Here is a 20,500-nt window from a genome sequence, read left to right as displayed (position 1 = left end):
GTGAAATTTCAAATAAAAGTTTCAAAAAATAGTGCAGATGAGACCTTTCGTTTCGTTTGCAGAATTAAACAAGTAGATAGATAAGCAAATGAAAATATCAAACAACTGGCTGAAAGACTTTGTAAAAACGGAATTGAAAACTGAAAGAATCGGTGAATTCCTTACAGACATAGGTCTAGAGGTTGAAGGGATAGATAAATTTGAAAGTGTAAGAGGCAGCCTGGAAGGAATTGTTGTAGGTAAAGTTTTAACCTGTGAAAAACATCCGAATGCTGACAAACTGAAGAAGACAACAGTAGACGTAGGAAACGGGAAAGTACTGAACATTGTTTGCGGAGCTCCTAACGTAGAGGCAGGACAGACAGTTCCCGTAGCCGTTGTCGGAACTAAAATCTATGACAAAACCGGAAACTTTTTTGAAATTAAAGAAGCCAAAATCAGAGGGGAGGTTTCCCAGGGGATGATCTGTGCAGAAGATGAGCTTGGTCTTAGCGAAGATCACGGAGGAATTATGGTTTTGGATGAAACCCGATATGAAGTAGGAAAAAACTTTGCAGACTATTTTGAATTAACGAATGATGAGGTTTTTGAAATCGGGCTGACTCCCAACAGGACAGATGCAATGTCTCACTATGGTGTTGCCAGAGATTTACATGCCTATCTTTCTACAAACCAACTGAAATCCCAGTTTAATAAAGTAGCTTCTGAAGCTTTGAATAACGAGGGCTCTCATGATTTCAAACTTGAAATTGAAGATGCTGAATTATGCCCAAGATACATCGGAGCGGTGATTGAAGGAGTGAAAGTAGCAGAATCACCGTCCTGGTTAAAAGACAGGCTGAAAGCGATCGGATTAAGCCCGATCAATAATGTTGTAGATATCACCAACTATATTCTTCACGGTTACGGACAGCCGCTTCATGCTTTTGATGCAGATAAAATTGCAGATAAAAAAGTGAAGGTAGGCGTTGTAAAGCCGGGAACCAAATTCACTACACTGGATGGAGTGGAAAGAACCCTGAATGGTTCTGAGATCATGATTAAAGACGGTAAAGATAACCCGATGTGTATTGCCGGAGTTTTCGGTGGTGAGAATTCAGGAGTATCTGAAACTACCCAGACCGTATTCCTTGAAAGTGCTTACTTTAACCCGGTTGCTGTGAGAAAAGGAGCGAAGGCACACAGCCTGAACACTGATGCTTCTTTCCGTTTTGAAAGAGGAGTAGACCCGAATCTGACAAGAACAGCGATTACTCATGCCATCAAAATGATTCAGGAAATTGCTGAAGGGAAGCTGGTAGGTGAATTACTGGAAGAGTATCCTAAGAAAATTGAAGATAACTATGTGATCCTGAGATTCTCAAAAATCGAACAGATTTTAGGAACAAAGATTCACAGAGAAAAAGTAAAAGAAATATTAAAAGCATTGGAAATTCAGGTGCTGAATGAAATTCCAAATGGTTTTGAAATCTCCGTTCCTGCTTACAGAGCGGATGTAACAAGAGAAATCGACGTTATCGAAGAGATTTTAAGAATCTACGGTTATAACAAGATCGATGCTCCGCAGAAAATTTCATTCACCCCTGTTAAGCTGAGTGCCAACGATCAGGATGAGTTGGAAAACAGTTGGGCAAGAGCTTTGCAAAGCCTTGGTTTCAATGAAGTCATGAACAATTCCCTGACGTCTGTAAAAGATGAAACGGATGCGGTAAAACTGCTGAACCCTTTAAGCGGTGATCTTGCATTCATGAGAAAGTCTTTATTGGAAGGCCTTCTTCAGAATACGGTTTACAATATCAACAGGAAGAATCAGGATATCAAATTCTTTGAATTCGGAAAGATCTACCACAAAAAAGAGAAGTACGAAGAAAGAAAACAGCTGGCTGTCATTGTTTCAGGAAGAGATGTTGCAGAAAACTGGCTTCAGCCTAAATCTGCGGTAAGCTTCTATAACCTGAAAGCATATGTAAAAGTTCTTTTGGAAAGACTTGCTGCAGATTATAAAGAAGTGGCCTTATCTGATGACAGATTCTCTGATGCATTAGCCTATGAAGCAGATGGGAAAACTTTGGTAAGAATCGGAAAAGTAGCGCCTGCTTTACTGAAAGATTTTGATATTGATCAGGACTGCTTCTATGCAGAAATTGAACTGGAATATGCTCAGGAATTACGTTCTAAAAATGAACTGAAGTTCAAAGACATCCCTAAATTCAACAAGATCAGAAGAGACCTTGCTTTACTGATTGATAAAAGCGTCAACTATGAAGACCTTTATCAGACTGCGAAGAAGAATAAATCTCCGTTCATTAAGAATATTAATTTATTCGATGTGTATGAAGGAAAAAATCTTCCTGAGGGCAAAAAGTCTTATGCCATGAGCTTCGAGCTGCTGAACGAAGAGAAAACACTGGAAGAAAAAGAGATCACAGAAGTAATGGATTCCCTGATCAAGTCTTTCCAGAAAGAATTCAACGCTGAGTTGAGATCTTAATATTTGAAAATACATTTCATAAATAAATAGAGACGGACTTTTTTAAGTCCGTTTTTTTGTTTTATTGTTTGTTGTTAGGCTTGGGCTAAAGCCATTGGTATGTTTGTATTTTAAACAAACGGGCTCCCTTCTATTAAGCTCAGGATTATAGCCCGTTCCTGTTGAATGGTATCTCTCTGGGATATTCTCTTTTGGCTTAGTCTATTCCAACTTTGTCACTCCGCAGGAGTTTCAATATATTTTTATAAACCAATTATAGTATAGATTCCTTGCTTTGCTCGGAATGACAAAGGTTTAGTATTAAAATTTTATCGAAGATAAAACCTTGTGTTTTAAACTCTTTGCATATTAACAAATCTGTGTCTTTGCGTTTTCCCATTTACAGGAATAATGATAGCTACTGTTCACAAAAATAGCCTGGAAAAATATTCAAAAAGCAAATGTTAAAGAATAATAAAATTCACTGCATCCCGTTTAAATAATATAAAATCCGTAAATTTGGGTTAATTCAAAAAGAAAAAAATGAAAAAGCTTTTTTTAAGTATATGTACAGCAGCAGTATTGGCTTCGTGTGGTACCATGAGCAGCCCGTCTGCCTCTAAAGTAGGGAAGGCTCAGCCAGCTCTTGTCAATACAAAATGGACACTGGCTGACAATGTAAAAGGAAAAATTCCGACATTAAATATTGAAGGGGAAAAAATCACCGGGAATGCAGGCTGCAACAACTATTTCGGAACGGCTACCATTGATCCTTCTACCGGAGGTTTCTCTGCAGGGCAAATGGGGTCTACGAAAATGATGTGCAACAATATCGGGGTAGAGCAGAACTTTATGGATATGATGGGAAAAGCTAATAAATATGTGATTTCCGGAAATACCTTAGAATTGTATAAAGACAATCTTTTACTATTGAAATTCAATAAATCAGAATAAAAAAACAAAAGGAACTCAATTGAGTTCCTTTTTTATGTTTAGAGTGTTATTAATCTTCCTCTTCTTCGTCGTACTTAGCCAACTCTTCGTCGCACCATTTGAACGCTGCTTCTACTACTTTAGTCGCTTCGTCTGCCATAGTTTCTTCATCATCACCTTCAAGATCATCTAACCACTCAACTTCTTCTTCCTCAACGTTTAAGATAAATCTTGGATATTCTGTATGAACTACAAATAGATCTTCTGGAAATTCCGAATTATCTGCTAATAAAAACTTTGGTAATTTCATTTTTTTAATGTTTTAACTTTCTCAAAGATAAATAAAATTATTGACTTAAAATCAGTTCAAAAACATTTTTGAAACTTTTTCAGCTTTTTTGCTTTCAGAATAATCATAGAACCCTTCACCTGATTTTACACCAAGTTTTCCGGCTGTCACCATGTTTACAAGCAATGGGTTGGGAGCATATTTAGGATTTTTGAATCCGTCATACATTACATTCAGAATGGCAAGACATACATCAAGACCAATAAAATCTGCCAGCTGAAGTGGCCCCATCGGGTGAGCCATTCCTAATTTCATTACCGTATCGATTTCTTCCACACCGGCTACACCGTTATAAAGCGTTTCGATAGATTCATTGATCATCGGCATTAAAATTCTGTTGGCCACGAAACCTGGATAATCATTTACTTCTACCGGAACTTTTCCTAAAGTTTTGCTCATCTCATAGATCGTATCAAAAGTCTCTTTAGAAGTAGAATATCCTTTAATGATCTCTACCAGCTTCATGATAGGAACAGGATTCATAAAGTGCATTCCGATCACCTTGTCTGCTCTTTTGGTAGCAGCAGCAATTTTCGTGATAGAAATAGAAGAAGTATTGGTAGCCAGGATACAACCTGCCGGAGCCAGCTCATCCATCTGTCCGAAGATCTTTAATTTAAGATCCAGATTTTCCGTAGCTGCTTCTACAATAAGATCAGCAGATCCTGCGGCATCATTCAGAGCCGTAAAAGTGGTAATATTTCCTAATGTTTCAGCTTTCTGCTCTTCAGTAAGATTTCCTTTTGCAATGATTCTGTCAAGATTGGTAGTAATGGTTTTCAGCCCTCTGTCTAAAGCTTCCTGTGATACATCTACAAGATTTACTTTGAAACCGCTTTGTGCGAAAGTGTGTGCAATACCGTTCCCCATGGTTCCCGCTCCGATAACAACAATGTTTTTGATCATTTTTCTTTTATTTTTTATAGATAGTTAAATTTTTTGCATTCATAAGATCAGATTGATGTACAATCATCGCCGAATCAAAGTTGATGGCGCCTTTGCTGTCCTGCATCCTGCTGTTATTCTGGTTGGAAATAGTAGCCATCAGCCCCCGCACAAGACGGTTTCTCTGATTGGAAGAAAGATAATCTGTCCCTATATACAAAGCAAATTCACCTTCTTTGCCCAGGCCTCTCTGCTGAAGAATTTCCAGATTTCTGATCCGGTTCTTCTTCCTGAACTCTTTCAGATAGCTGATAACGGGTTTTTCAGATGGCGGACCGCAGCATATGCTTGTGTAGCCGATTTCCAGGTACTTTTGACTTTTCTGTGAAAAGAAAAATGTAAAACAAAATACAGCTGCAGCTGCGATTCCTTTTTTCATAAATGATTGACTCAATTCTATGCGCTAAAATTAAGCTTATTATTTTACTTATTAAAATCTTCCCAAATCAATTTCAAAGATTTATAAACGCTTGTATTCTGTGCAGTCTGATACCTTTGAAAAACCTCCGTGATCCAGGATAATTATTCCTGTTTTACTTCAAAATAATTCAGGTTTACCCCATCATTTTCAAAAATAATTCTGATCTTGTTTTCTCCTTTCCGAAGCTGGATATTTTTAGCAGAAACAGTAGCCCAGTTTTCATTTTTCCCTGTTGGCTTTAATGGGACAGCAGCCAGTAATTTTCCTGAAGCATCCTCCAGTCTTATGGCTGCAGGCTGTAGGCTTGAGTATCTGATGTCAAATGTATACTTCTTATCTGCTTTGGAATGAACCGTATACTGGATCCATTCTCCGGTTTCCGTTTTTCCTACGTAATACTGATTGGTGATCTTATCGTTGCATACATAAATATCAACCCCGTCATTTCTCATCTGCTGGCCGGAATTCCATTCCGATCTTTTAGCAGGATCACTTACCCACAGATTGATAAAATCATTATCCTTATAGGCAGAACCCATTCTTCCCAGATCGTATTCTGATGCAAATACTCTCCCCGGAATCTGGTGATTTTTAAATGGTTTTGAAGAAGCATCCGTCACTTGTCTGAACATGGCATCAATCACATCATTTTTAATTTCTGTATTGCTGAATTTATAGTGGTCTGCAATCTTCATCAGAGCTTTTCTTGCATCTTCTTTTGAAGGTTTTTCACCGCCGTTTTTCCAGTAGTCCAATAGTTTTTCGTATTCGGGAGTTGTTTTTACATTGGCAATTCCGGCAATATTATCAATTTTTTTCATAGGCCAGAACGCATACCCGATATTGTGTTGATCAAGCAGCTGGATGAGCTCTGTAAACCAAACATTGGAATTTTCTCCGGTTTCTCCCAGCCAGATCGGGATATTATGCTTTTTCCTCAGGTCCAGTGCAAACTGTATTGTTGCATCATCATTGTAGTTCCAGTACTTATGAAAGCTGAAAGCCATATTGTTATCCCAGACCGGAGGCAGGCCGTTGTAATTATTTCCCCAGCCATTTCCTTCAATAAAGATCAGGTGCTTCTGATCAACCTCCCGGATTGCAGCGGTGATGTCTTTTTGTAATTTCCACAGAGGAGCATTCGACATTTCGTCTGTTCCGTTTGGGTTTTTACCTGTGAAATTGATATTAGGCTCATTGATGATATCGTAACCGCCAATCCATGGTTCATTTTTATAGCGGTCTGCAAGTTTCTTCCAAAGCGCAACCGTTTTCCTTTGATTTTCTTCACTTTCCCAAAGTGACGGCTTGGTTTTGTCATTATCAGAAATGTTGGCATCATTCCCCTGTCCGCCAGGAGCCGCATGAAGATCCAGGATCAGATAGATTTTGTTGTCTTTACACCATTGAAGTAAATCATCCGTCATTTTAAAGCCTTCTTCCAGCCAGGTATCTTTCCCTTTCACAGGTTCTTTTTCTATAGGAAGCGTATACAGATTATAATGCATGGGAAGTCTGACAGAGTTGAATCCTGCTTTTGCCAGGAAATCGATATCCTGTTTGGTAATTCCGTTTTTCAGATAAGCCTTATAAAATTCCTTCATTCCGTCTTCGCCGATCAGTTCAGCTATTTTCTCCTTGATTTTATACTGTGGGCCTGCAAAATCTGCTGTTTTCAGCATATAGCCTTCCTGAAGCATCCAGCCGCCCAGACCAAGGCCTCTCAGTTGAATATTTTCACCTTTATCATTGACAATTTTTTGACCGGAAGTCTTTAATAATTGTGATGTCCCAAATTGAGACAATAATAATGCGGATAATACAATAGCTCTTTTCATAATTAATCTGATTTAAATGAAGGAAAAAATGGGATTTAATGATAATAAACTGAAACGTCAAAATAAAAGTGTGCATTCAGCCTGTTTATTTTGCCGGAAATCCATTGGGTATGTAAAACAAAATCTTTCAATACTTTGTTGAATTATTCTTCAAATATATCGTTTTTTTGTTTTGAAAAGGGATTTTTAATAATAAATCAATATTGATTAATGAAAAATTTTTATTTTATCGTTGGTTTTAAGGGCGAAGTATGAATTTGGTTAATAAGTCTAAACTTCATTAAAAATGCTATCTCATAACCATTATTCTGATTATAAAATAGCATTGTATGTATTGATGTTTAAAAAACAGTATTTTTAACTGATAAGCTTCATGATTTCCAAGGCTACCTTCAGGGCTTCAGTTCCGTCTTCAAGGGAAACTTCCACATTTTTACCGTTTGTGATGGCATCAGCAAACGAATTTAATTCGTCAAGAATAGCATTGTTAGGCTGAATATTCGGATATTCAAAGAGGATCTGATTCTTTTCACCTTCCGCATTTTCTATGATCATATCAAATGGAGTAGGGTTTTCAGGAGCGTCTTTCATTCTGATCACTTCTGCTTTTTTCTCAAGGAAATCAACCGAAATATAAGCATCTTTCTGGAAGAACCTGCTTTTTCTCATCGCCTTCATAGAGATTCTGGAAGTGGTAAGGTTGGCAACACATCCGTTTTCAAATTCTATCCTTGCATTGGCAATATCCGGAGTCTTGCTTACTACGCAGACGCCGCTTGCATGGATGTTCTTTACTTTAGATTTAGCAATACTTAATAAAATATCAAGATCGTGGATCATCAGGTCCAGCACTACAGAAACGTCCGTTCCGCGAGGATTAAATTCTGCAAGCCTGTGGATTTCAATGAACATGGGATTGCTGATGTATTCCTTAGTCGCAATAAAAGCAGGATTGTATCTTTCTACATGTCCTACCTGTGCTTTGATTCCCTTTTCCTGGCACAAACGAAGAATTTCTTCCGCCTGTTCAAGCGTCTGGGTTACCGGTTTTTCAATAAAGAAATGCAGGCCCTTTTCTATGGCTTTTAAAGCATAATCATAATGATAAATCGTTGGGGTTACGATGTCCAGCATATCGATCTGCTCCAGCAATTCATCAAAATTTTCAAAATATTTATACCCGAATTCGGCTTCTAATTTCTTTCCGTTTTCAACATCTTTATCGTGGAAACCTACAAACTCATACCGATCTGACTGATTAAGAAGTTTTAAGTGTATTTTTCCCAAGTGTCCGGCACCTACCAAACCTGCTTTTAACATAGCTGTATTAAATTTTTGTAAATATAGTGAATGTACATTTATAAAAACACATGACTTTTTACTTGGAGAATCCTGAAATTGATAGGTAAAGCTAAAGTTGCAGATCTATTCGTGCATTAAAGAAATTACAGTAAATTCACGGTCAGAAAAATAACCATGAAAAGAATAATTTCGATGCTACTCATCTTCGTGTTGTGTACTGCAGGATGTTCAGGATTAGGAGAAGGTACTGAACATGAGGTAAAGATAGATCCGTCCAAATGTGAAACGCCTATAGATTTGAAATTTGAATACGGAAATAATCTGTTTTCCTGGAATAATAATAACAGTCAGAATCCAGGCAATTTTGAAGTGCAATATGGGAACCAGGGTTTTTCTTTAGGAAATGGAACCATAGCGGTAACAAACAGCACTTCCTTTAGCATTCCTCTCTATAAAAACAGGAAATATGATTTGTATGTAAGAAAAAATTGCGGTACAGACAATGTAAGAAGCCACTGGGCTGGACCTCTAAGTATTTTGACCACCAATGCAACCCTTTGTGAAACGCCGTACTATGCAAATTATTCAAAAATGACGTCCTCGGCATATGCTTTTACTTTTGAAGCTAAAGTATCATGGGAAAATGACGGAATTTCTATGTATGAAGCGGTCTTAACGACGAGTCCGGTCCCGCCGGTAAACGGAGATTTAACTGCGCCGGGCCATATTTATACAGGATTAAACAAAATGACAACCTATAATTTTTTTGTCAGAAAAAGATGTTCTGATAATTCTGTGAGCAAATTTTACGGGCCTTTAGTCATAAAATGGAACTGACAGGTCGGATAAAGCTTTTACTTTAAATCACTTTATTTTTTGTGGAATAAAGGAAGAAAAGGAACAGGCTTTAGGTTGATCAGTATAGATTGTTTCGTTACTTTTGTAAATCTAATAGCGGTAACCCTAATAACTATTATCTAAATAATGATGCGTGATTCGTTTGTACATAAAGGAAAAAGAAAAAATTTAGTGGAGTATCTCCGATACAGGATCGGGATTTCGGATGAAAATGTACTTTCGGCCATGAATGAAGTTCCGAGACACCTTTTCATCGAAAGTATCTTTGAAGACTTTGCCTATGAGGACAGAGCTTTCCCCATTCTGGCCCATCAGACCATTTCACACCCGTCTACAGTGGCAGAGCAGTCAGAATTGCTAAAAGTAAAAGCAGGTGAAAAAGTATTGGAGATCGGAACGGGCTGTGGGTATCAGACGGCTGTTCTGATGGCCATGAAAGCACATGTATACACCGTGGAAAGACAGAAAGACCTGTTTGATTTCTCAAAAAATAAACTGAGAGAGCTTCATATGTTCCCGAAATTTCAAAGCTTTGGAGATGGCTTTGCCGGGCTTCCCACTTTTGCTCCTTTCGATAAGATTATCGTTACCTGTGGTGCTTCAACATTACCGACTGAATTATTAAAACAATTGAAAGTAGGCGGTATTATGGTCATTCCGTTAGGTCCCACCGATGAGCAGGTTTTATACAGATTCACCAAAGTAGGTCCTACAGAATTTGAAAAAGAAGAATTCGGGGCTTATAAATTTGTTCCGATGTTAGGAAGTACGAATCAATAGGAAATCTGCCTGTCAACGTTTTACTATAAAATTCTGCGGAATTGGCAGGAGAACTGGTCTCAAATATTTTTTAAGATTTTTTGCAATTAAGACATCTGGATTTCGTGTCTTTGTTCCTTCACATATTTTAATGTTTTTTAATAAATTTTTGTTCCGCTTCGGAATGAAAATTGAATTCTTTAAGGAACAGAAACCACTTAAAATCTTATGATTATGGATACGAACAGATTCAAGGCATCACACGATTTTAGTAATCTTCAGAAGAACCTGCACAATAATCCGGGTTATAGTGTAGAAAGCTATTCCCAACAGGTGAAAGATTACATTCAGGACATGAAAAGTAAGAATCAGGAGGCAACAAAACAGGGGTTTATGAGCCATGCACAGAAATCTGCAAAAGAGGTCTGGGATGAAATTCAGGAGATGGCTTCAGAAGCCTGGGAGAAAAACAAACACGATTCAGATGAAAAAAAATAAATTTTTAATATTAAAGTTCAATAACCTTACTTTTGCCGGTAAGGTTATTTATTTTTAAACCAATATTATGATAATGAAAGTTTTTATCAATAAAAAAATACCTGAAACAGGAACAGATATGCTGAAAGAAGCCGGATTACAGATCGTATGGCCGGACCACGAGAACCTTTCATATGAAGAATGGCTGAATTACTGTAAAAATGCAGACGCCATTGTAAGCATTGGAGCTGAATTTAAATACGACCACAGTTTTTTCGAGGCATGTCCGGATATTAAAGCCATAGCTCTGTATTCCGTAGGTTTTGATCATGTGGATATTAAGGAGGCAACTCACAGAGGAATTCCGGTTGGCAATACCCCTGATGTCCTGAGCAAGGCTACTTCCGACGTAGCTTTTCTGTTGATGCAGTCGGTCGCAAGAAGAGCCAGCTATAATTTCCGTAAAGTAAAAGAAGGTCATTGGGGAGCTTTTGATCCCTTACATGCCTTGGGCCAGGAACTTTATGGGAAGACGCTGGGAATTTTCGGATTAGGACGTATTGGCTATGAAATGGCTGAAAAATCAAAGAAAGCTTTTGGTATGGATATCATCTATCATAACCGTCATCAGAATGTACAGGCAGAAAAAGAGCTGGATGCAAAGTATGTCTCTTTTGATCAATTAATTGAGCGTTCCGACGTATTGAGTGTTCATGCCAGCTTTACCCCTGAACAGGAAGGGCTGTTCAATGATTCTGTATTTAAAAGAATGAAAGCCAATGCCATTTTTATCAATACGGCAAGAGGAGGATTTCACCGGCAGACCGATCTTTATGATGCACTGGCAGACGGGCAGATTTGGGGTGCAGGTCTTGATGTAACCAACCCGGAGCCTATGTCTGCAGATGATCCTATTCTGGAGCTTTCAAATGTATGTGTTCTGCCTCATATTGGCTCTGCTACTGTGGAAGCAAGAAATGGGATGGCAAGACTCGCAGCCGGCAATATCATTGCTTTTTCAAAAGGAGAAAAAATGCCGTATTGTGCTAATCCTGAAGTTTATTCCGGGCAGTGATACTATCTTGGAATTATTTTTGTTCTTTATATATCAACTTTAAAACCCAAATGTCATGGCACCGGAAAACAATATTAATGAACAGAACAGAAAACTGGAGCAGATGGATTATAATCCCAATGAAGATATTTTTAAAAAAGAAAAACATATTTCGCTGGACGGAGACGGAAATCCAATTCCGGATGAAGATCTGGATGAGGATAAACTGGATAAAGGCCTGGATATTCCCGGAGCTGATGAAGATGATGATATGGAAGAAATAGGAGAAGAGGATGAAGAAAACAACTATTGGAGTCTCAGCGATAATGAGGACGACCATGAAGAAGAGAATGATGACGTACTGACGTAAATTTTTGAACCGCAAAAGATATGGGCCTTACTGATTTTCAGTAAGGTTTTTTATTGAAGTAGCTATTATTTTATACAGAAAAATTCCTTCCTCCGGAGAGGTGGAAGGAAGGGGTGTCTTTTCAAATATAGGATTAAAAGATGGCCGTTATTCTTTACGTGGCAAAATTCTATAGGAATTGATACTGTACCTGTGTATTTTCTTTCTGCTTTTCACCTTTCATTCCTTTTTGTTGCAGGGATTTTATAATTTGAATATCTTTAAAACTTCAAACATTATTTAAAACATAGAACTTTAAATAGCAATATGACATTCCAAGAACAAATTCAACAGGGGATCCCTCATCAGCTGCCACAGCCTAAACCATACGAAACGAATATCAACCATGCTCCGAAACGCAAAGAGATTTTAGGAGAAGAAGAAAAAAAGCTGGCATTGAAGAATGCTTTACGTTATTTCGATCCCGGATTTCATGCAGAACTGATTCCTGAATTTAAGCAGGAACTGGAAGATTACGGAAGAATCTATATGTACCGTTTCCGTCCGGATTATGAAATGAAGGCAAGACCCATCACCGATTATCCGGGAAAATCCGAACAGGCTAAAGCCATTATGCTGATGATCCAGAACAATCTGGATTATGCCGTAGCACAGCATCCTCATGAATTGATTACTTACGGTGGAAATGGTGCCGTATTCTCCAACTGGGCACAGTACCTGCTGACGATGAAGTACCTTTCTGAAATGAGTGATGAGCAAACGCTGGTAATGTATTCAGGACATCCGATGGGGCTGTTTCCTTCCCATAAAGATGCTCCGAGAGTAGTGGTGACCAATGGGATGATGATTCCCAATTATTCAAAGCCGGACGACTGGGAGAAATTCAATGCGCTTGGAGTAACCCAATACGGTCAGATGACTGCGGGAAGTTATATGTATATCGGCCCGCAGGGAATTGTTCACGGAACAACAATTACCGTTTTAAATGCATTCAGAAAGATTAAAAAAGAACCGAAAGGAGGCCTTTTTGTAACTTCAGGATTAGGAGGAATGAGTGGTGCCCAGCCAAAAGCAGGAAATATTGCAGGCTGTGTTACAGTATGTGCAGAAGTAAATCCGAAAATCACCAGAATCCGCCACGATCAGAAATGGGTGAATGAGATTCATGAAGATCTTGATGCACTGGTAAAGAGAGTAAGAGAGGCACAGGAAAATAAAGAAACGGTTTCTTTGGCTTACCTTGGAAATATTGTTGAGGTTTGGGAGAAATTTGATCAGGAAAATCTGAGAATCGATATAGGTTCAGACCAGACTTCACTTCACAACCCTTGGGCGGGTGGATATTATCCTGTAGGCCAGAGTTTCGAGGAATCTAATAAAATGATGGCTGAAGATCCTGAATTATTTAAAGAGAAAGTTCAGGAAACTTTAAGAAGACACGCCGCAGCAATCAACAGGCATACAGAAAAAGGCACGTATTTCTTTGACTATGGAAACGCTTTCTTACTGGAAGCTTCCAGAGCAGGAGCTGATGTAATGGCAGACAACCCTACATTGGGCAGGGAGTTCAAATATCCAAGTTATGTTCAGGATATTATGGGACCTATGTGTTTTGATTATGGCTTCGGGCCTTTCCGTTGGGTATGTACAGCCGGAACCCCTAAAGATCTGAAGAAAACTGATGATATCGCATGTGCTGTGCTGGAAGAGATGATCAAAAGCTCTCCTGAAGAAATTCAGCAGCAGATGAAAGATAATATTCAGTGGATCAAAGGAGCGCAGGAAAATAAACTTGTAGTTGGTTCACAGGCGAGAATCCTTTACGCGGATGCAGAAGGAAGAATGAAGATTGCAGAAGCTTTCAACAAAGCGATTAAGAACGGAGAAATAGGGCCTGTAGTATTGGGAAGAGACCATCATGATGTGTCGGGTACGGATTCTCCTTACAGGGAAACATCCAATATCTATGACGGGTCAAGATTTACAGCAGATATGGCCATTCACAATGTAATCGGTGACAGTTTCCGTGGGGCTACCTGGGTTTCCATCCACAATGGAGGCGGAGTAGGCTGGGGAGAAGTGATCAACGGAGGTTTCGGAATGCTGCTGGACGGAAGTGATGACGCTGACAGAAGACTGAAGTCTATGCTGTTCTGGGACGTGAACAACGGAATCTCAAGAAGAAGCTGGGCAAGAAATGAAGGTGCTGTCTTTGCAATCAAAAGAGCCATGGAAGCAGAGCCTAATTTAAAGGTAACCCTTCCGAACCTTGTAGATGAAAATTTACTGTAATTTATAAAATCAGCTTTGGCAACGATCAACAAAAAACTGTTTTCACATCTGAACGTAGAGGATAATGATCCTGTATGGGAAAAGTTTGTTGAGGTTGAATTTCCAAAGAAAAATATATTTCCGGACCACAAAGCCTATCTTCTTGAGGATGGGCTTATCCGTAAATATTACCTTCACAATACATCAGACATAGATACTGAGATCTGTGCAGAATTTTACTTTCCCGGGGATATTTTTACCGTTGGTAAAGGCTCTGAAGGTATCTATGAATCAATAAATGAAGGCCTGGCATGGGAAATCACACTGGATGAGGTGAAAAATCTGTTTGCTGTAAACCCGCACTGCCGTTTCGTACAGAATTACTATCTGAGCAGAAAGCTCAATGCGGCCATGAAAAGGGAAATGCTTTTATTGAAAAATACACCCCAGGATTTATATGAATATCTTCTAAAGCATAAACCTCATTATATCCAGAATATCCCATTAAAATACCTGGCTTCCTATATCGGGATTACCCCAATCTCCTTAAGCAGAATCAGAAAGAGGATTCTGTAAGAAACTGGAAGTTGCTAAGACTATTTTATTTTGCTGAGTGAAATGCCTTTGCGAACATCTTTAAAGTATTTAATTCAAAATCACTGCGAGCACTTCGATAAAGAATCTAATAATTAGTTACCTGTAAACTTACCACTTAACAAACAAAAACTTTGCATGGTTTTATAAACGCAAAGCATCCATTTTAAACCTGCATTATTTTAAGTGAGCAAAATGTGACTCGATTTTCAATCGATTTGATGAAGTGTACTTTTACCATTAGCTTAGTCAACGGCTTTTCTGTCATCTTTGCCTGCTCAGAATCTACAGTTAATAAAATAAAATCTTTGCGTTAAAAAAATCCTCACTATTCAATTCAAAGAACAGCAATAGAAACTTAAGACTATAATAACTTCCAAATTCATCTCCCTCACTGAATTAATTAACTTTTGTTTATTGACTGGCCCTTCGTAAGTTTCTTCCTTTGCTGAAAAAAGAATATGGAAATACAGAAATTAAACTGGGCAGGCATTAAGCTTACTTCACAAAATAAAACGATCTTAATTGACGCTGTAGAAGATTTTTCTTATTACAAACCTGTTTTAGGTGATGCTGTTGAGGATGTATTGTTGTTTTCAGATCATGTGCAGGCAGATTATATCCTGTTTACGCATATGCATTTAGACCATTTTGATAAAAGTGTTATCAGGAAGTGTCTGAAAAAGGAGGGTAAACTGATTGTCTATTCCGGTTTGGAAAAAGTGGTACGGAAAATAATAGGAGATGTTGAAATGATCATATTGGATCTGGATGAAACCTTTACGGAAAGCAATATCACCTTCAAGCCTGTATTTGCAATGGATGGAGTGGGAGAGATACAGTCTTCCTGGATTGTGGATGACGGAGAGACAAAGATCTTCCATGGCGGAGATACTATCTGGCACAACCAGTTCTGGAAGCTGGGAAAAGAAAATGAGAATATTGATTATGCATTTTTACCGGTGAATGGCGTGGTCGTCAATTTTGAAATCATAGGCCTGGAATACAGCCCTGTTCCGGCTTCCCTCAATCTGAAAGAAGCTTTTGCTGCGGCTCATTTGCTTCATGCAAAAAAACTGGTTCCTATACATTATGGATTGTTTAAGCATGAGAAATGCTACATTCCGCAGGTGTTTGATGATCAGGATTTGGAAAACGTTTCAAAAGAAGTGGGACAGGAGTATATCGTTTTGAAAGATGGAGCGGTGCTGATAGAATCTAGCAACAATAGAAACGGGCTTTAGCCTGTTTTTTTCTTTTCAGGAAAGTATTTGCACTTCATTATCATTCTGCAGGAACCAATGTTTTTACTGAAAAACTGAGATTCTACGCTACACTTCGTTTCGCTCTGAATGACAAATGGTCTGTACATTTAATTTACATGGTCAACGTACCACTCTTTGCCCCTTTTATGTCATTCCGTAGGAATCTCAACAAATAAAAACCTGCTGTGAGGCAGGTTTTTATTTGTTACATTTCTTCGCTTCTATCTGTATATAGTGTTAATTTGTATTCTATTTGTCCTTGAAATTCATTAGTTAATTCGAATGTTTTCTTTAATTTAAATATTAATTCTTCTAATTGTTTCATGAGATTTCTTTTCGATTTATTTAGATCTGATTGAATATTTGGAAGTTTGATAGTTTCATTATAGAAGCCAATCATTCCATTTATTGCTGAAGGAATATTCTCTTTTAAAGCAGAAACAGATTCGTATGTTCCCTTTAGGCTTTCATAATTATCATTAATATTATCTTTATCAATTAAGCTAAGATACTTTAAACCAACATTAATTGCTTCCTCAAAATTGTCATAAAAATTTGGTGTTTCTAATTTTATTCTATCTGAATAATCATTAATACTTTTTGAAGTACGTTTAAAATATTCAATGACAATAATTTTATTTGGGTTTGGAAGTTTTGATATTCTTGTAATTTCTTCGGCTTTCTTTTGTAAGTCTTCGCCGATTTTTACAGTACTTTCAGAAATATTTGTCAAGGCAATATTTGAATCAGCTAAATAATCTTCTAACTGAAAAATATAATCTAATAAACCAAAATCATCTTTAGTTTCTAGTAATTCATCTTTTTCTTGCAGATTATTCTCTATCCCTACTACTTCTTTTGAAATATTATAATTCGCTTTAGAATTTAAATCATCAATTCTTCTAGGAATATGCATTCTTAAAAGTGTTTTAAGTTCTTCAACAGTATTAAAGTTCCAATATAAAATGTTATTTTCTTTAAGAATTTCTTTAAAATTATTAATTCTGTTTAATTCTTCTATATTGATTTGATCTAATGATAAAGGAGGAACTGTTTTAAAATAAAATAGAATTTGTAGGTTTTCGCCACTTTTAAATCTTTTAACTGCTCTAAGAAACTCTTCTTCTGTTCCTGAATTGGCTACTTCAGTTTTTGTTCCAAATTTTTGCCAAATCATTCCAATAAATATATCGTAGTCATCTCCGATATCTTTATTTATTAAGTCTTGTGTATAGGTTTGAGAAATTCCAGGAGCAGAATGTGTTTCCCATTTTATAAGATCTAAGTTTATAGAATTTTTACTTGCATAGCTTATATTAAGTTCACTAATAATATTATTAATTTCAGTTCGTTCGGTATCTAAATCACTAGGTGAACCTAAAAATATTGAAAATTGAGTGATATTTTTTGCCATATTTCTATTAATATTTTAACTCAAATTTATGGGGCTTAAAAATTAAAACATTACGGAAACCCATAATGATATTTAATAATTTTAATTATAGCCCCAAAACTTCCCAACACCCACCTGTAACCTTCCCAACCCCTCCGAAACTCTAAAACAATATCAAAACAAATCTCCCGAGCCCTCGGTTTGTTAAAAACAAGTATGTTTATGACTTCCCGAGATCTCGGGAAGTCACCTGCAAATTGCGGGAAACCTCTGGAGGAGTCGGGAAGGGTGTTTTAAATTTGTTTGTAACTAAACAACTTTTTTATATATTTGATTGTTATTCATTAAAAATAAAAAACACACAAATGAAAATTGCACTCACTGAACTGAGTACTAAAGATCTTGCGACTTTAGCTCAAAGAATTATTTCCAATGCCCTATCCGGCAAATATCCTGTTATCACAAATCATCCTCTTGTAGGAGCTTTAGGAGCCTCATATGCAGAATATGATAAAGTGTATACCAAACAGATCTACAGTGGAAAAGGAATAGACGTGGCAACAGCAGACCAGGAAAGGGATATAGCCTACAGAAACCTGAAAGCTTTCCTGAACGGTTACAGAAAACTATCATCAGCAAAGAATTATCAGGCCGCAGAAGAGCTGTATACCGTGTTTAAAAGTTTTGGACTAAACATTGACAGGCTGAGTTACTCTTCCCAGACTGCTCAAATGAAAAAACTGATAGAAGAACTGGAAACCCCTGAAAACAAAAAAAAGATAACTCTTCTTGCTTTAGAAAATGCCTTTGCAGAAATGAAAGGCAAGCAGGAAGCTTTTGAAAGTCTGTTTGCAGACCAGGCAGTAGCCAATGCAGATCTTCGGCAGATGACAAGTGCCAGCGCCATCCGTAAGGATCTGGAGAAAAATTTGAAATCTTATTTTAATCTGCTGACAGCCATGAAAGAAGTATCTGGCTGGGAACTTTTTTATAATGATACCAATGAGCTGGTGAAGGCAGCAAAAAACTCTTCGCTAGGGAAGAAAGAGGGTAGTGATACAGCACCGGAAAAATAAGCTGCTGATTTAGTAAACGCAAAGACCTAAGGTTTTAAAAATTTCCAGTGTTCAATTTTATCGGAGATAAAATCTTTGCGCCTTAAAGCGGTATTTCTCTTTATTATTTGCGCCTTTGCGATTTCCAATGATAACATAAAAACTCAGCATATCGCTGAGTTTTTATTATTTCTTCTTAATGGTTTTTATTTCTTCCTGCAATCTTTGGTTTTCCTTTTTCAGAAGTTCTATCAATTCTCTCTGACTTTCCAGAAGGAATTCAGGAACATTACAATAAAGATTACCATTGATATTATTTCCAAAGCCACTACTTCCAGTAACATTATCAAAATGATTAACCTGTTTAGCCTCCTCTTCTTCATAGATTTCCTCTAAAGGAACTTCCAGGAAATGGGCAAGTTTTTCCCATTCTTCTTTTCTTATAGCTACATCTCCGCTTTCTTTTCTGCTGTAGTTAGAGACATCTGTAGCAATGAAATCAGCAACCTGCTGTTGTGTGAAGCCTTTTCTTTTTCTTACGCTGCGTAGTTTTTCTTTTTGCATGACCCGTATTTTCTACAAATATGCAAAATATTACCCAAAAAAAACAATCAATTTTGAAGGGGATATAAATAAAAAAATGGAAATATTTTTATTGGCGTTGGTTATAAGTTATTAGAAATCGCAAAGGGAGCAAACCTCTTTCCAACCTTTTTCATTCCGGAAGCATCTTTATAAGTAAAAAGAGATCCTATGAAAATTATGATACCAAAACCCTGTCATGAGAACTGGGAAAATATGACAGCAGATGAAAGAGGAAAATTCTGCAGGGTGTGTGCTACAACGGTCCACGATTTTACCGCCTCCTCAGACGAAGAACTGATCAATAACTTCAGTTCAGCTCCCGATATATGTGGAAGGTTCCGGGAAGATCAGTTGGGACGAAGTCTGAACTTTCCACTTTCAGGTAAGCTGGCCATAGGGCTGCTGATTGCTGGTGGAGCGTTAGGGACAGTTAATGCACAGGAAGCCAAACCTCAGGAGGTAAAAACTACAGAACTTCCAAGGATAACAGGTAAAGTTGCAGTTGATCAAACCGTTTACAGAAGTGAATCATTCAGGATAGGAGCTTCAGTTTCAAAACCGCCAGAAAGAGCTATGGTTGTGTTGAATGGTAAGAGGGTTTCAGAAGATAAGTTAAGAGCATTACAATCTGAAGATATAAAAACAATCAATACGCTTTCTCCTAAAGATGCAGTACGACAATACGGTAAAGCAGGTAAAAACGGAGCGATTATAGTGACAACCAAAAAGAAAAGATAACCGCATCACCAGAAAACTTTGAGAATTAGAATCAAAACCTGCCGATTGGCAGGTTTTGATATATTACAGGTATTTTTTTTGAAATGATATTTGCTGATTTTTCAGTCTGTTATAAAATAGCTCCGGCGATCGAAGATCGCCGGAGCTGTTAAAATATTTTTTTAAACAAAAACCTATGATTTCACAGCTGCAATTGCCGCTTCATAGTTCGGCTCCTGTGAAATGTCCGGAACCTGTTCTTCATAGATGATTTTTCCTGAAGGATCTATTACCACAACAGCTCTGCTCAGCAGCCCTTTCATGGATGAATCTATCATTTCCACCCCATAGTTCCACCCGAAATCAGATCGGAAATCTGAAAGCATCACTACATTTTTGATCCCTTCTGCACCGCAGAACCTTTTCTGGGCAAATGGTAAATCTTTGGAAATACAAAGTACTACCGTATTGGGAAGGTTGCCCGCTTCTTCATTGAAATGATGCACTGAGGCTGAACAGACGCCCGTATCTACACTGGGAAAGATATTCAGGATGACATATCTGCCTTTGTAGGAATCCAGAGTCTGATCATTCATATTGATATCGGTGAGGGTAAATTTAGGAGCCGGTTTATTGAGTGCCGGCAAGTGCGAATAAGTACGTACAGGTTCTCCCCGCATCAAAACCGTATTGGGGGCTTGGGAATTTTGAGCGAAAGCCGCTGCAGAGAACAATAATAGGGTACTGAAAACTAGTTTTGAAAACATGAAAATTTATTTTTAAACAAAATTATTCTTTTTTCAGGAGCTGGGATTAATTTTTATTTAAATAGAATAAATCTATT

At 37.6% G+C, this 20,500-nt stretch carries 20 protein-coding genes; 12 read left to right on the top strand and 8 right to left on the bottom strand.

Annotated features, from left to right (window positions below; translation table 11 throughout):
• Positions 1 to 88: 88 nt before the first annotated feature.
• Entirely contained in the window at positions 89 to 2,491 is a 2,403-nt protein-coding gene (gene pheT, locus BBI00_RS08480; RefSeq protein WP_065398353.1) for a phenylalanine--tRNA ligase subunit beta, read from the top strand.
• Positions 2,492 to 3,013: 522 nt separating this feature from the next.
• A complete protein-coding gene (locus BBI00_RS08475) occupies positions 3,014 to 3,424 on the top strand; it encodes an META domain-containing protein (RefSeq protein WP_065398352.1) in 411 nt (136 codons plus the stop codon).
• A 49-nt stretch (positions 3,425 to 3,473) separates the two neighbouring features.
• Here BBI00_RS08475 and BBI00_RS08470 read toward each other — a convergent pair whose 3' ends face one another.
• From BBI00_RS08470 to BBI00_RS08450, 5 genes are all read right to left on the bottom strand, one after another.
• Positions 3,474 to 3,713, bottom strand: a complete 240-nt coding sequence (locus BBI00_RS08470; RefSeq protein WP_002977986.1) for a hypothetical protein — start codon at positions 3,711 to 3,713, stop codon at positions 3,474 to 3,476.
• Positions 3,714 to 3,764: 51 nt separating this feature from the next.
• Positions 3,765 to 4,655, bottom strand: coding sequence for a 3-hydroxybutyryl-CoA dehydrogenase (locus BBI00_RS08465; RefSeq protein ID WP_185116322.1), 891 nt, complete (start codon positions 4,653 to 4,655; stop codon positions 3,765 to 3,767).
• A 10-nt stretch (positions 4,656 to 4,665) separates the two neighbouring features.
• The gene (locus BBI00_RS08460) at positions 4,666 to 5,076 is read right to left on the bottom strand and encodes a hypothetical protein (protein ID WP_065398350.1); all 411 of its coding nucleotides are present in this window, start codon (positions 5,074 to 5,076) and stop codon (positions 4,666 to 4,668) included.
• Between the two features lie 143 nt (positions 5,077 to 5,219).
• A complete protein-coding gene (locus BBI00_RS08455; RefSeq protein ID WP_065398349.1) occupies positions 5,220 to 6,956 on the bottom strand; it encodes a cellulase family glycosylhydrolase in 1,737 nt (578 codons plus the stop codon).
• A gap of 357 nt (positions 6,957 to 7,313) precedes the next feature.
• Positions 7,314 to 8,276, bottom strand: coding sequence for a Gfo/Idh/MocA family protein (locus BBI00_RS08450; protein WP_065398348.1), 963 nt, complete (start codon positions 8,274 to 8,276; stop codon positions 7,314 to 7,316).
• Positions 8,277 to 8,432: 156 nt separating this feature from the next.
• On the opposite strand from BBI00_RS08450, the gene BBI00_RS08445 reads away from it, so the two are divergent.
• From BBI00_RS08445 to BBI00_RS08410, 8 genes are all read left to right on the top strand, one after another.
• On the top strand, positions 8,433 to 9,095 hold the full coding sequence (locus BBI00_RS08445; protein ID WP_123902241.1) for a hypothetical protein: 663 nt from the start codon (positions 8,433 to 8,435) through the stop codon (positions 9,093 to 9,095).
• Between the two features lie 150 nt (positions 9,096 to 9,245).
• Positions 9,246 to 9,896, top strand: coding sequence for a protein-L-isoaspartate(D-aspartate) O-methyltransferase (locus BBI00_RS08440; protein ID WP_065399675.1), 651 nt, complete (start codon positions 9,246 to 9,248; stop codon positions 9,894 to 9,896).
• Positions 9,897 to 10,109: 213 nt separating this feature from the next.
• A complete protein-coding gene (locus BBI00_RS08435; RefSeq protein WP_065399674.1) occupies positions 10,110 to 10,373 on the top strand; it encodes a prevent-host-death protein in 264 nt (87 codons plus the stop codon).
• Positions 10,374 to 10,440: 67 nt separating this feature from the next.
• The gene (locus BBI00_RS08430; protein WP_228394739.1) at positions 10,441 to 11,427 is read left to right on the top strand and encodes a 2-hydroxyacid dehydrogenase; all 987 of its coding nucleotides are present in this window, start codon (positions 10,441 to 10,443) and stop codon (positions 11,425 to 11,427) included.
• Between the two features lie 55 nt (positions 11,428 to 11,482).
• On the top strand, positions 11,483 to 11,776 hold the full coding sequence (locus BBI00_RS08425; RefSeq protein ID WP_065398345.1) for a hypothetical protein: 294 nt from the start codon (positions 11,483 to 11,485) through the stop codon (positions 11,774 to 11,776).
• 306 nt (positions 11,777 to 12,082) lie between these two features.
• Positions 12,083 to 14,068: a urocanate hydratase gene (locus BBI00_RS08420; RefSeq protein WP_065398344.1), complete on the top strand. Its 1,986-nt coding sequence runs from the start codon at positions 12,083 to 12,085 to the stop codon at positions 14,066 to 14,068.
• 15 nt (positions 14,069 to 14,083) lie between these two features.
• The gene (locus tag BBI00_RS08415; RefSeq protein ID WP_065398343.1) at positions 14,084 to 14,623 is read left to right on the top strand and encodes a Crp/Fnr family transcriptional regulator; all 540 of its coding nucleotides are present in this window, start codon (positions 14,084 to 14,086) and stop codon (positions 14,621 to 14,623) included.
• Between the two features lie 479 nt (positions 14,624 to 15,102).
• Positions 15,103 to 15,885 (top strand): MBL fold metallo-hydrolase, encoded by a 783-nt coding sequence (locus BBI00_RS08410; RefSeq protein ID WP_065398342.1) that lies wholly within the window; start codon positions 15,103 to 15,105, stop codon positions 15,883 to 15,885.
• A gap of 226 nt (positions 15,886 to 16,111) precedes the next feature.
• On the opposite strand, the gene BBI00_RS08405 is transcribed toward BBI00_RS08410, so the two are convergent.
• Positions 16,112 to 17,320, bottom strand: a complete 1,209-nt coding sequence (locus BBI00_RS08405; RefSeq protein WP_065398341.1) for a DUF4062 domain-containing protein — start codon at positions 17,318 to 17,320, stop codon at positions 16,112 to 16,114.
• Positions 17,321 to 17,664: 344 nt separating this feature from the next.
• Between BBI00_RS08405 and BBI00_RS08400 the strand changes: the two genes are divergently transcribed.
• Positions 17,665 to 18,375, top strand: coding sequence for a DUF6261 family protein (locus tag BBI00_RS08400; protein ID WP_065398340.1), 711 nt, complete (start codon positions 17,665 to 17,667; stop codon positions 18,373 to 18,375).
• A 165-nt stretch (positions 18,376 to 18,540) separates the two neighbouring features.
• Here BBI00_RS08400 and BBI00_RS08395 read toward each other — a convergent pair whose 3' ends face one another.
• Positions 18,541 to 18,918, bottom strand: coding sequence for a helix-turn-helix domain-containing protein (locus BBI00_RS08395; RefSeq protein ID WP_065398339.1), 378 nt, complete (start codon positions 18,916 to 18,918; stop codon positions 18,541 to 18,543).
• Positions 18,919 to 19,107: 189 nt separating this feature from the next.
• Between BBI00_RS08395 and BBI00_RS08390 the strand changes: the two genes are divergently transcribed.
• A complete protein-coding gene (locus BBI00_RS08390) occupies positions 19,108 to 19,677 on the top strand; it encodes a hypothetical protein (RefSeq protein ID WP_065398338.1) in 570 nt (189 codons plus the stop codon).
• A gap of 173 nt (positions 19,678 to 19,850) precedes the next feature.
• Here BBI00_RS08390 and tpx read toward each other — a convergent pair whose 3' ends face one another.
• A complete protein-coding gene (gene tpx, locus BBI00_RS08385; protein ID WP_083988457.1) occupies positions 19,851 to 20,423 on the bottom strand; it encodes a thiol peroxidase in 573 nt (190 codons plus the stop codon).
• Between the last annotated feature and the right edge of the window lie 77 nt (positions 20,424 to 20,500).

The organism is Chryseobacterium arthrosphaerae, from assembly GCF_001684965.1.
GTDB lineage: Bacteria > Bacteroidota > Bacteroidia > Flavobacteriales > Weeksellaceae > Chryseobacterium > Chryseobacterium arthrosphaerae.
Note: the sequence above shows the minus strand (reverse complement) of the source record. Positions and strands in the feature narration are given on the sequence as shown.

Bases quoted from the DNA above. Each gene is read 5' to 3' on its own strand.
- BBI00_RS08470 (WP_002977986.1), bottom strand. From the start codon at position 3,713: ATGAAATTACCAAAGTTTTTATTAGCAGATAATTCGGAATTTCCAGAA.
- BBI00_RS08455 (WP_065398349.1), bottom strand. From the start codon at position 6,956: ATGAAAAGAGCTATTGTATTATCCGCATTATTATTGTCTCAATTTGGG.
- BBI00_RS08440 (WP_065399675.1), top strand. From the start codon at position 9,246: ATGCGTGATTCGTTTGTACATAAAGGAAAAAGAAAAAATTTAGTGGAG.
- BBI00_RS08445 (WP_123902241.1), top strand. From the start codon at position 8,433: ATGAAAAGAATAATTTCGATGCTACTCATCTTCGTGTTGTGTACTGCA.
- BBI00_RS08405 (WP_065398341.1), bottom strand. From the start codon at position 17,320: ATGGCAAAAAATATCACTCAATTTTCAATATTTTTAGGTTCACCTAGT.
- tpx (WP_083988457.1), bottom strand. From the start codon at position 20,423: ATGTTTTCAAAACTAGTTTTCAGTACCCTATTATTGTTCTCTGCAGCG.
- pheT (WP_065398353.1), top strand. From the start codon at position 89: ATGAAAATATCAAACAACTGGCTGAAAGACTTTGTAAAAACGGAATTG.
- BBI00_RS08420 (WP_065398344.1), top strand. From the start codon at position 12,083: ATGACATTCCAAGAACAAATTCAACAGGGGATCCCTCATCAGCTGCCA.
- BBI00_RS08450 (WP_065398348.1), bottom strand. From the start codon at position 8,276: ATGTTAAAAGCAGGTTTGGTAGGTGCCGGACACTTGGGAAAAATACAC.
- BBI00_RS08430 (WP_228394739.1), top strand. From the start codon at position 10,441: ATGATAATGAAAGTTTTTATCAATAAAAAAATACCTGAAACAGGAACA.
- BBI00_RS08390 (WP_065398338.1), top strand. From the start codon at position 19,108: ATGAAAATTATGATACCAAAACCCTGTCATGAGAACTGGGAAAATATG.
- BBI00_RS08400 (WP_065398340.1), top strand. From the start codon at position 17,665: ATGAAAATTGCACTCACTGAACTGAGTACTAAAGATCTTGCGACTTTA.
- BBI00_RS08425 (WP_065398345.1), top strand. From the start codon at position 11,483: ATGGCACCGGAAAACAATATTAATGAACAGAACAGAAAACTGGAGCAG.
- BBI00_RS08410 (WP_065398342.1), top strand. From the start codon at position 15,103: ATGGAAATACAGAAATTAAACTGGGCAGGCATTAAGCTTACTTCACAA.
- BBI00_RS08460 (WP_065398350.1), bottom strand. From the start codon at position 5,076: ATGAAAAAAGGAATCGCAGCTGCAGCTGTATTTTGTTTTACATTTTTC.
- BBI00_RS08435 (WP_065399674.1), top strand. From the start codon at position 10,110: ATGGATACGAACAGATTCAAGGCATCACACGATTTTAGTAATCTTCAG.
- BBI00_RS08395 (WP_065398339.1), bottom strand. From the start codon at position 18,918: ATGCAAAAAGAAAAACTACGCAGCGTAAGAAAAAGAAAAGGCTTCACA.
- BBI00_RS08475 (WP_065398352.1), top strand. From the start codon at position 3,014: ATGAAAAAGCTTTTTTTAAGTATATGTACAGCAGCAGTATTGGCTTCG.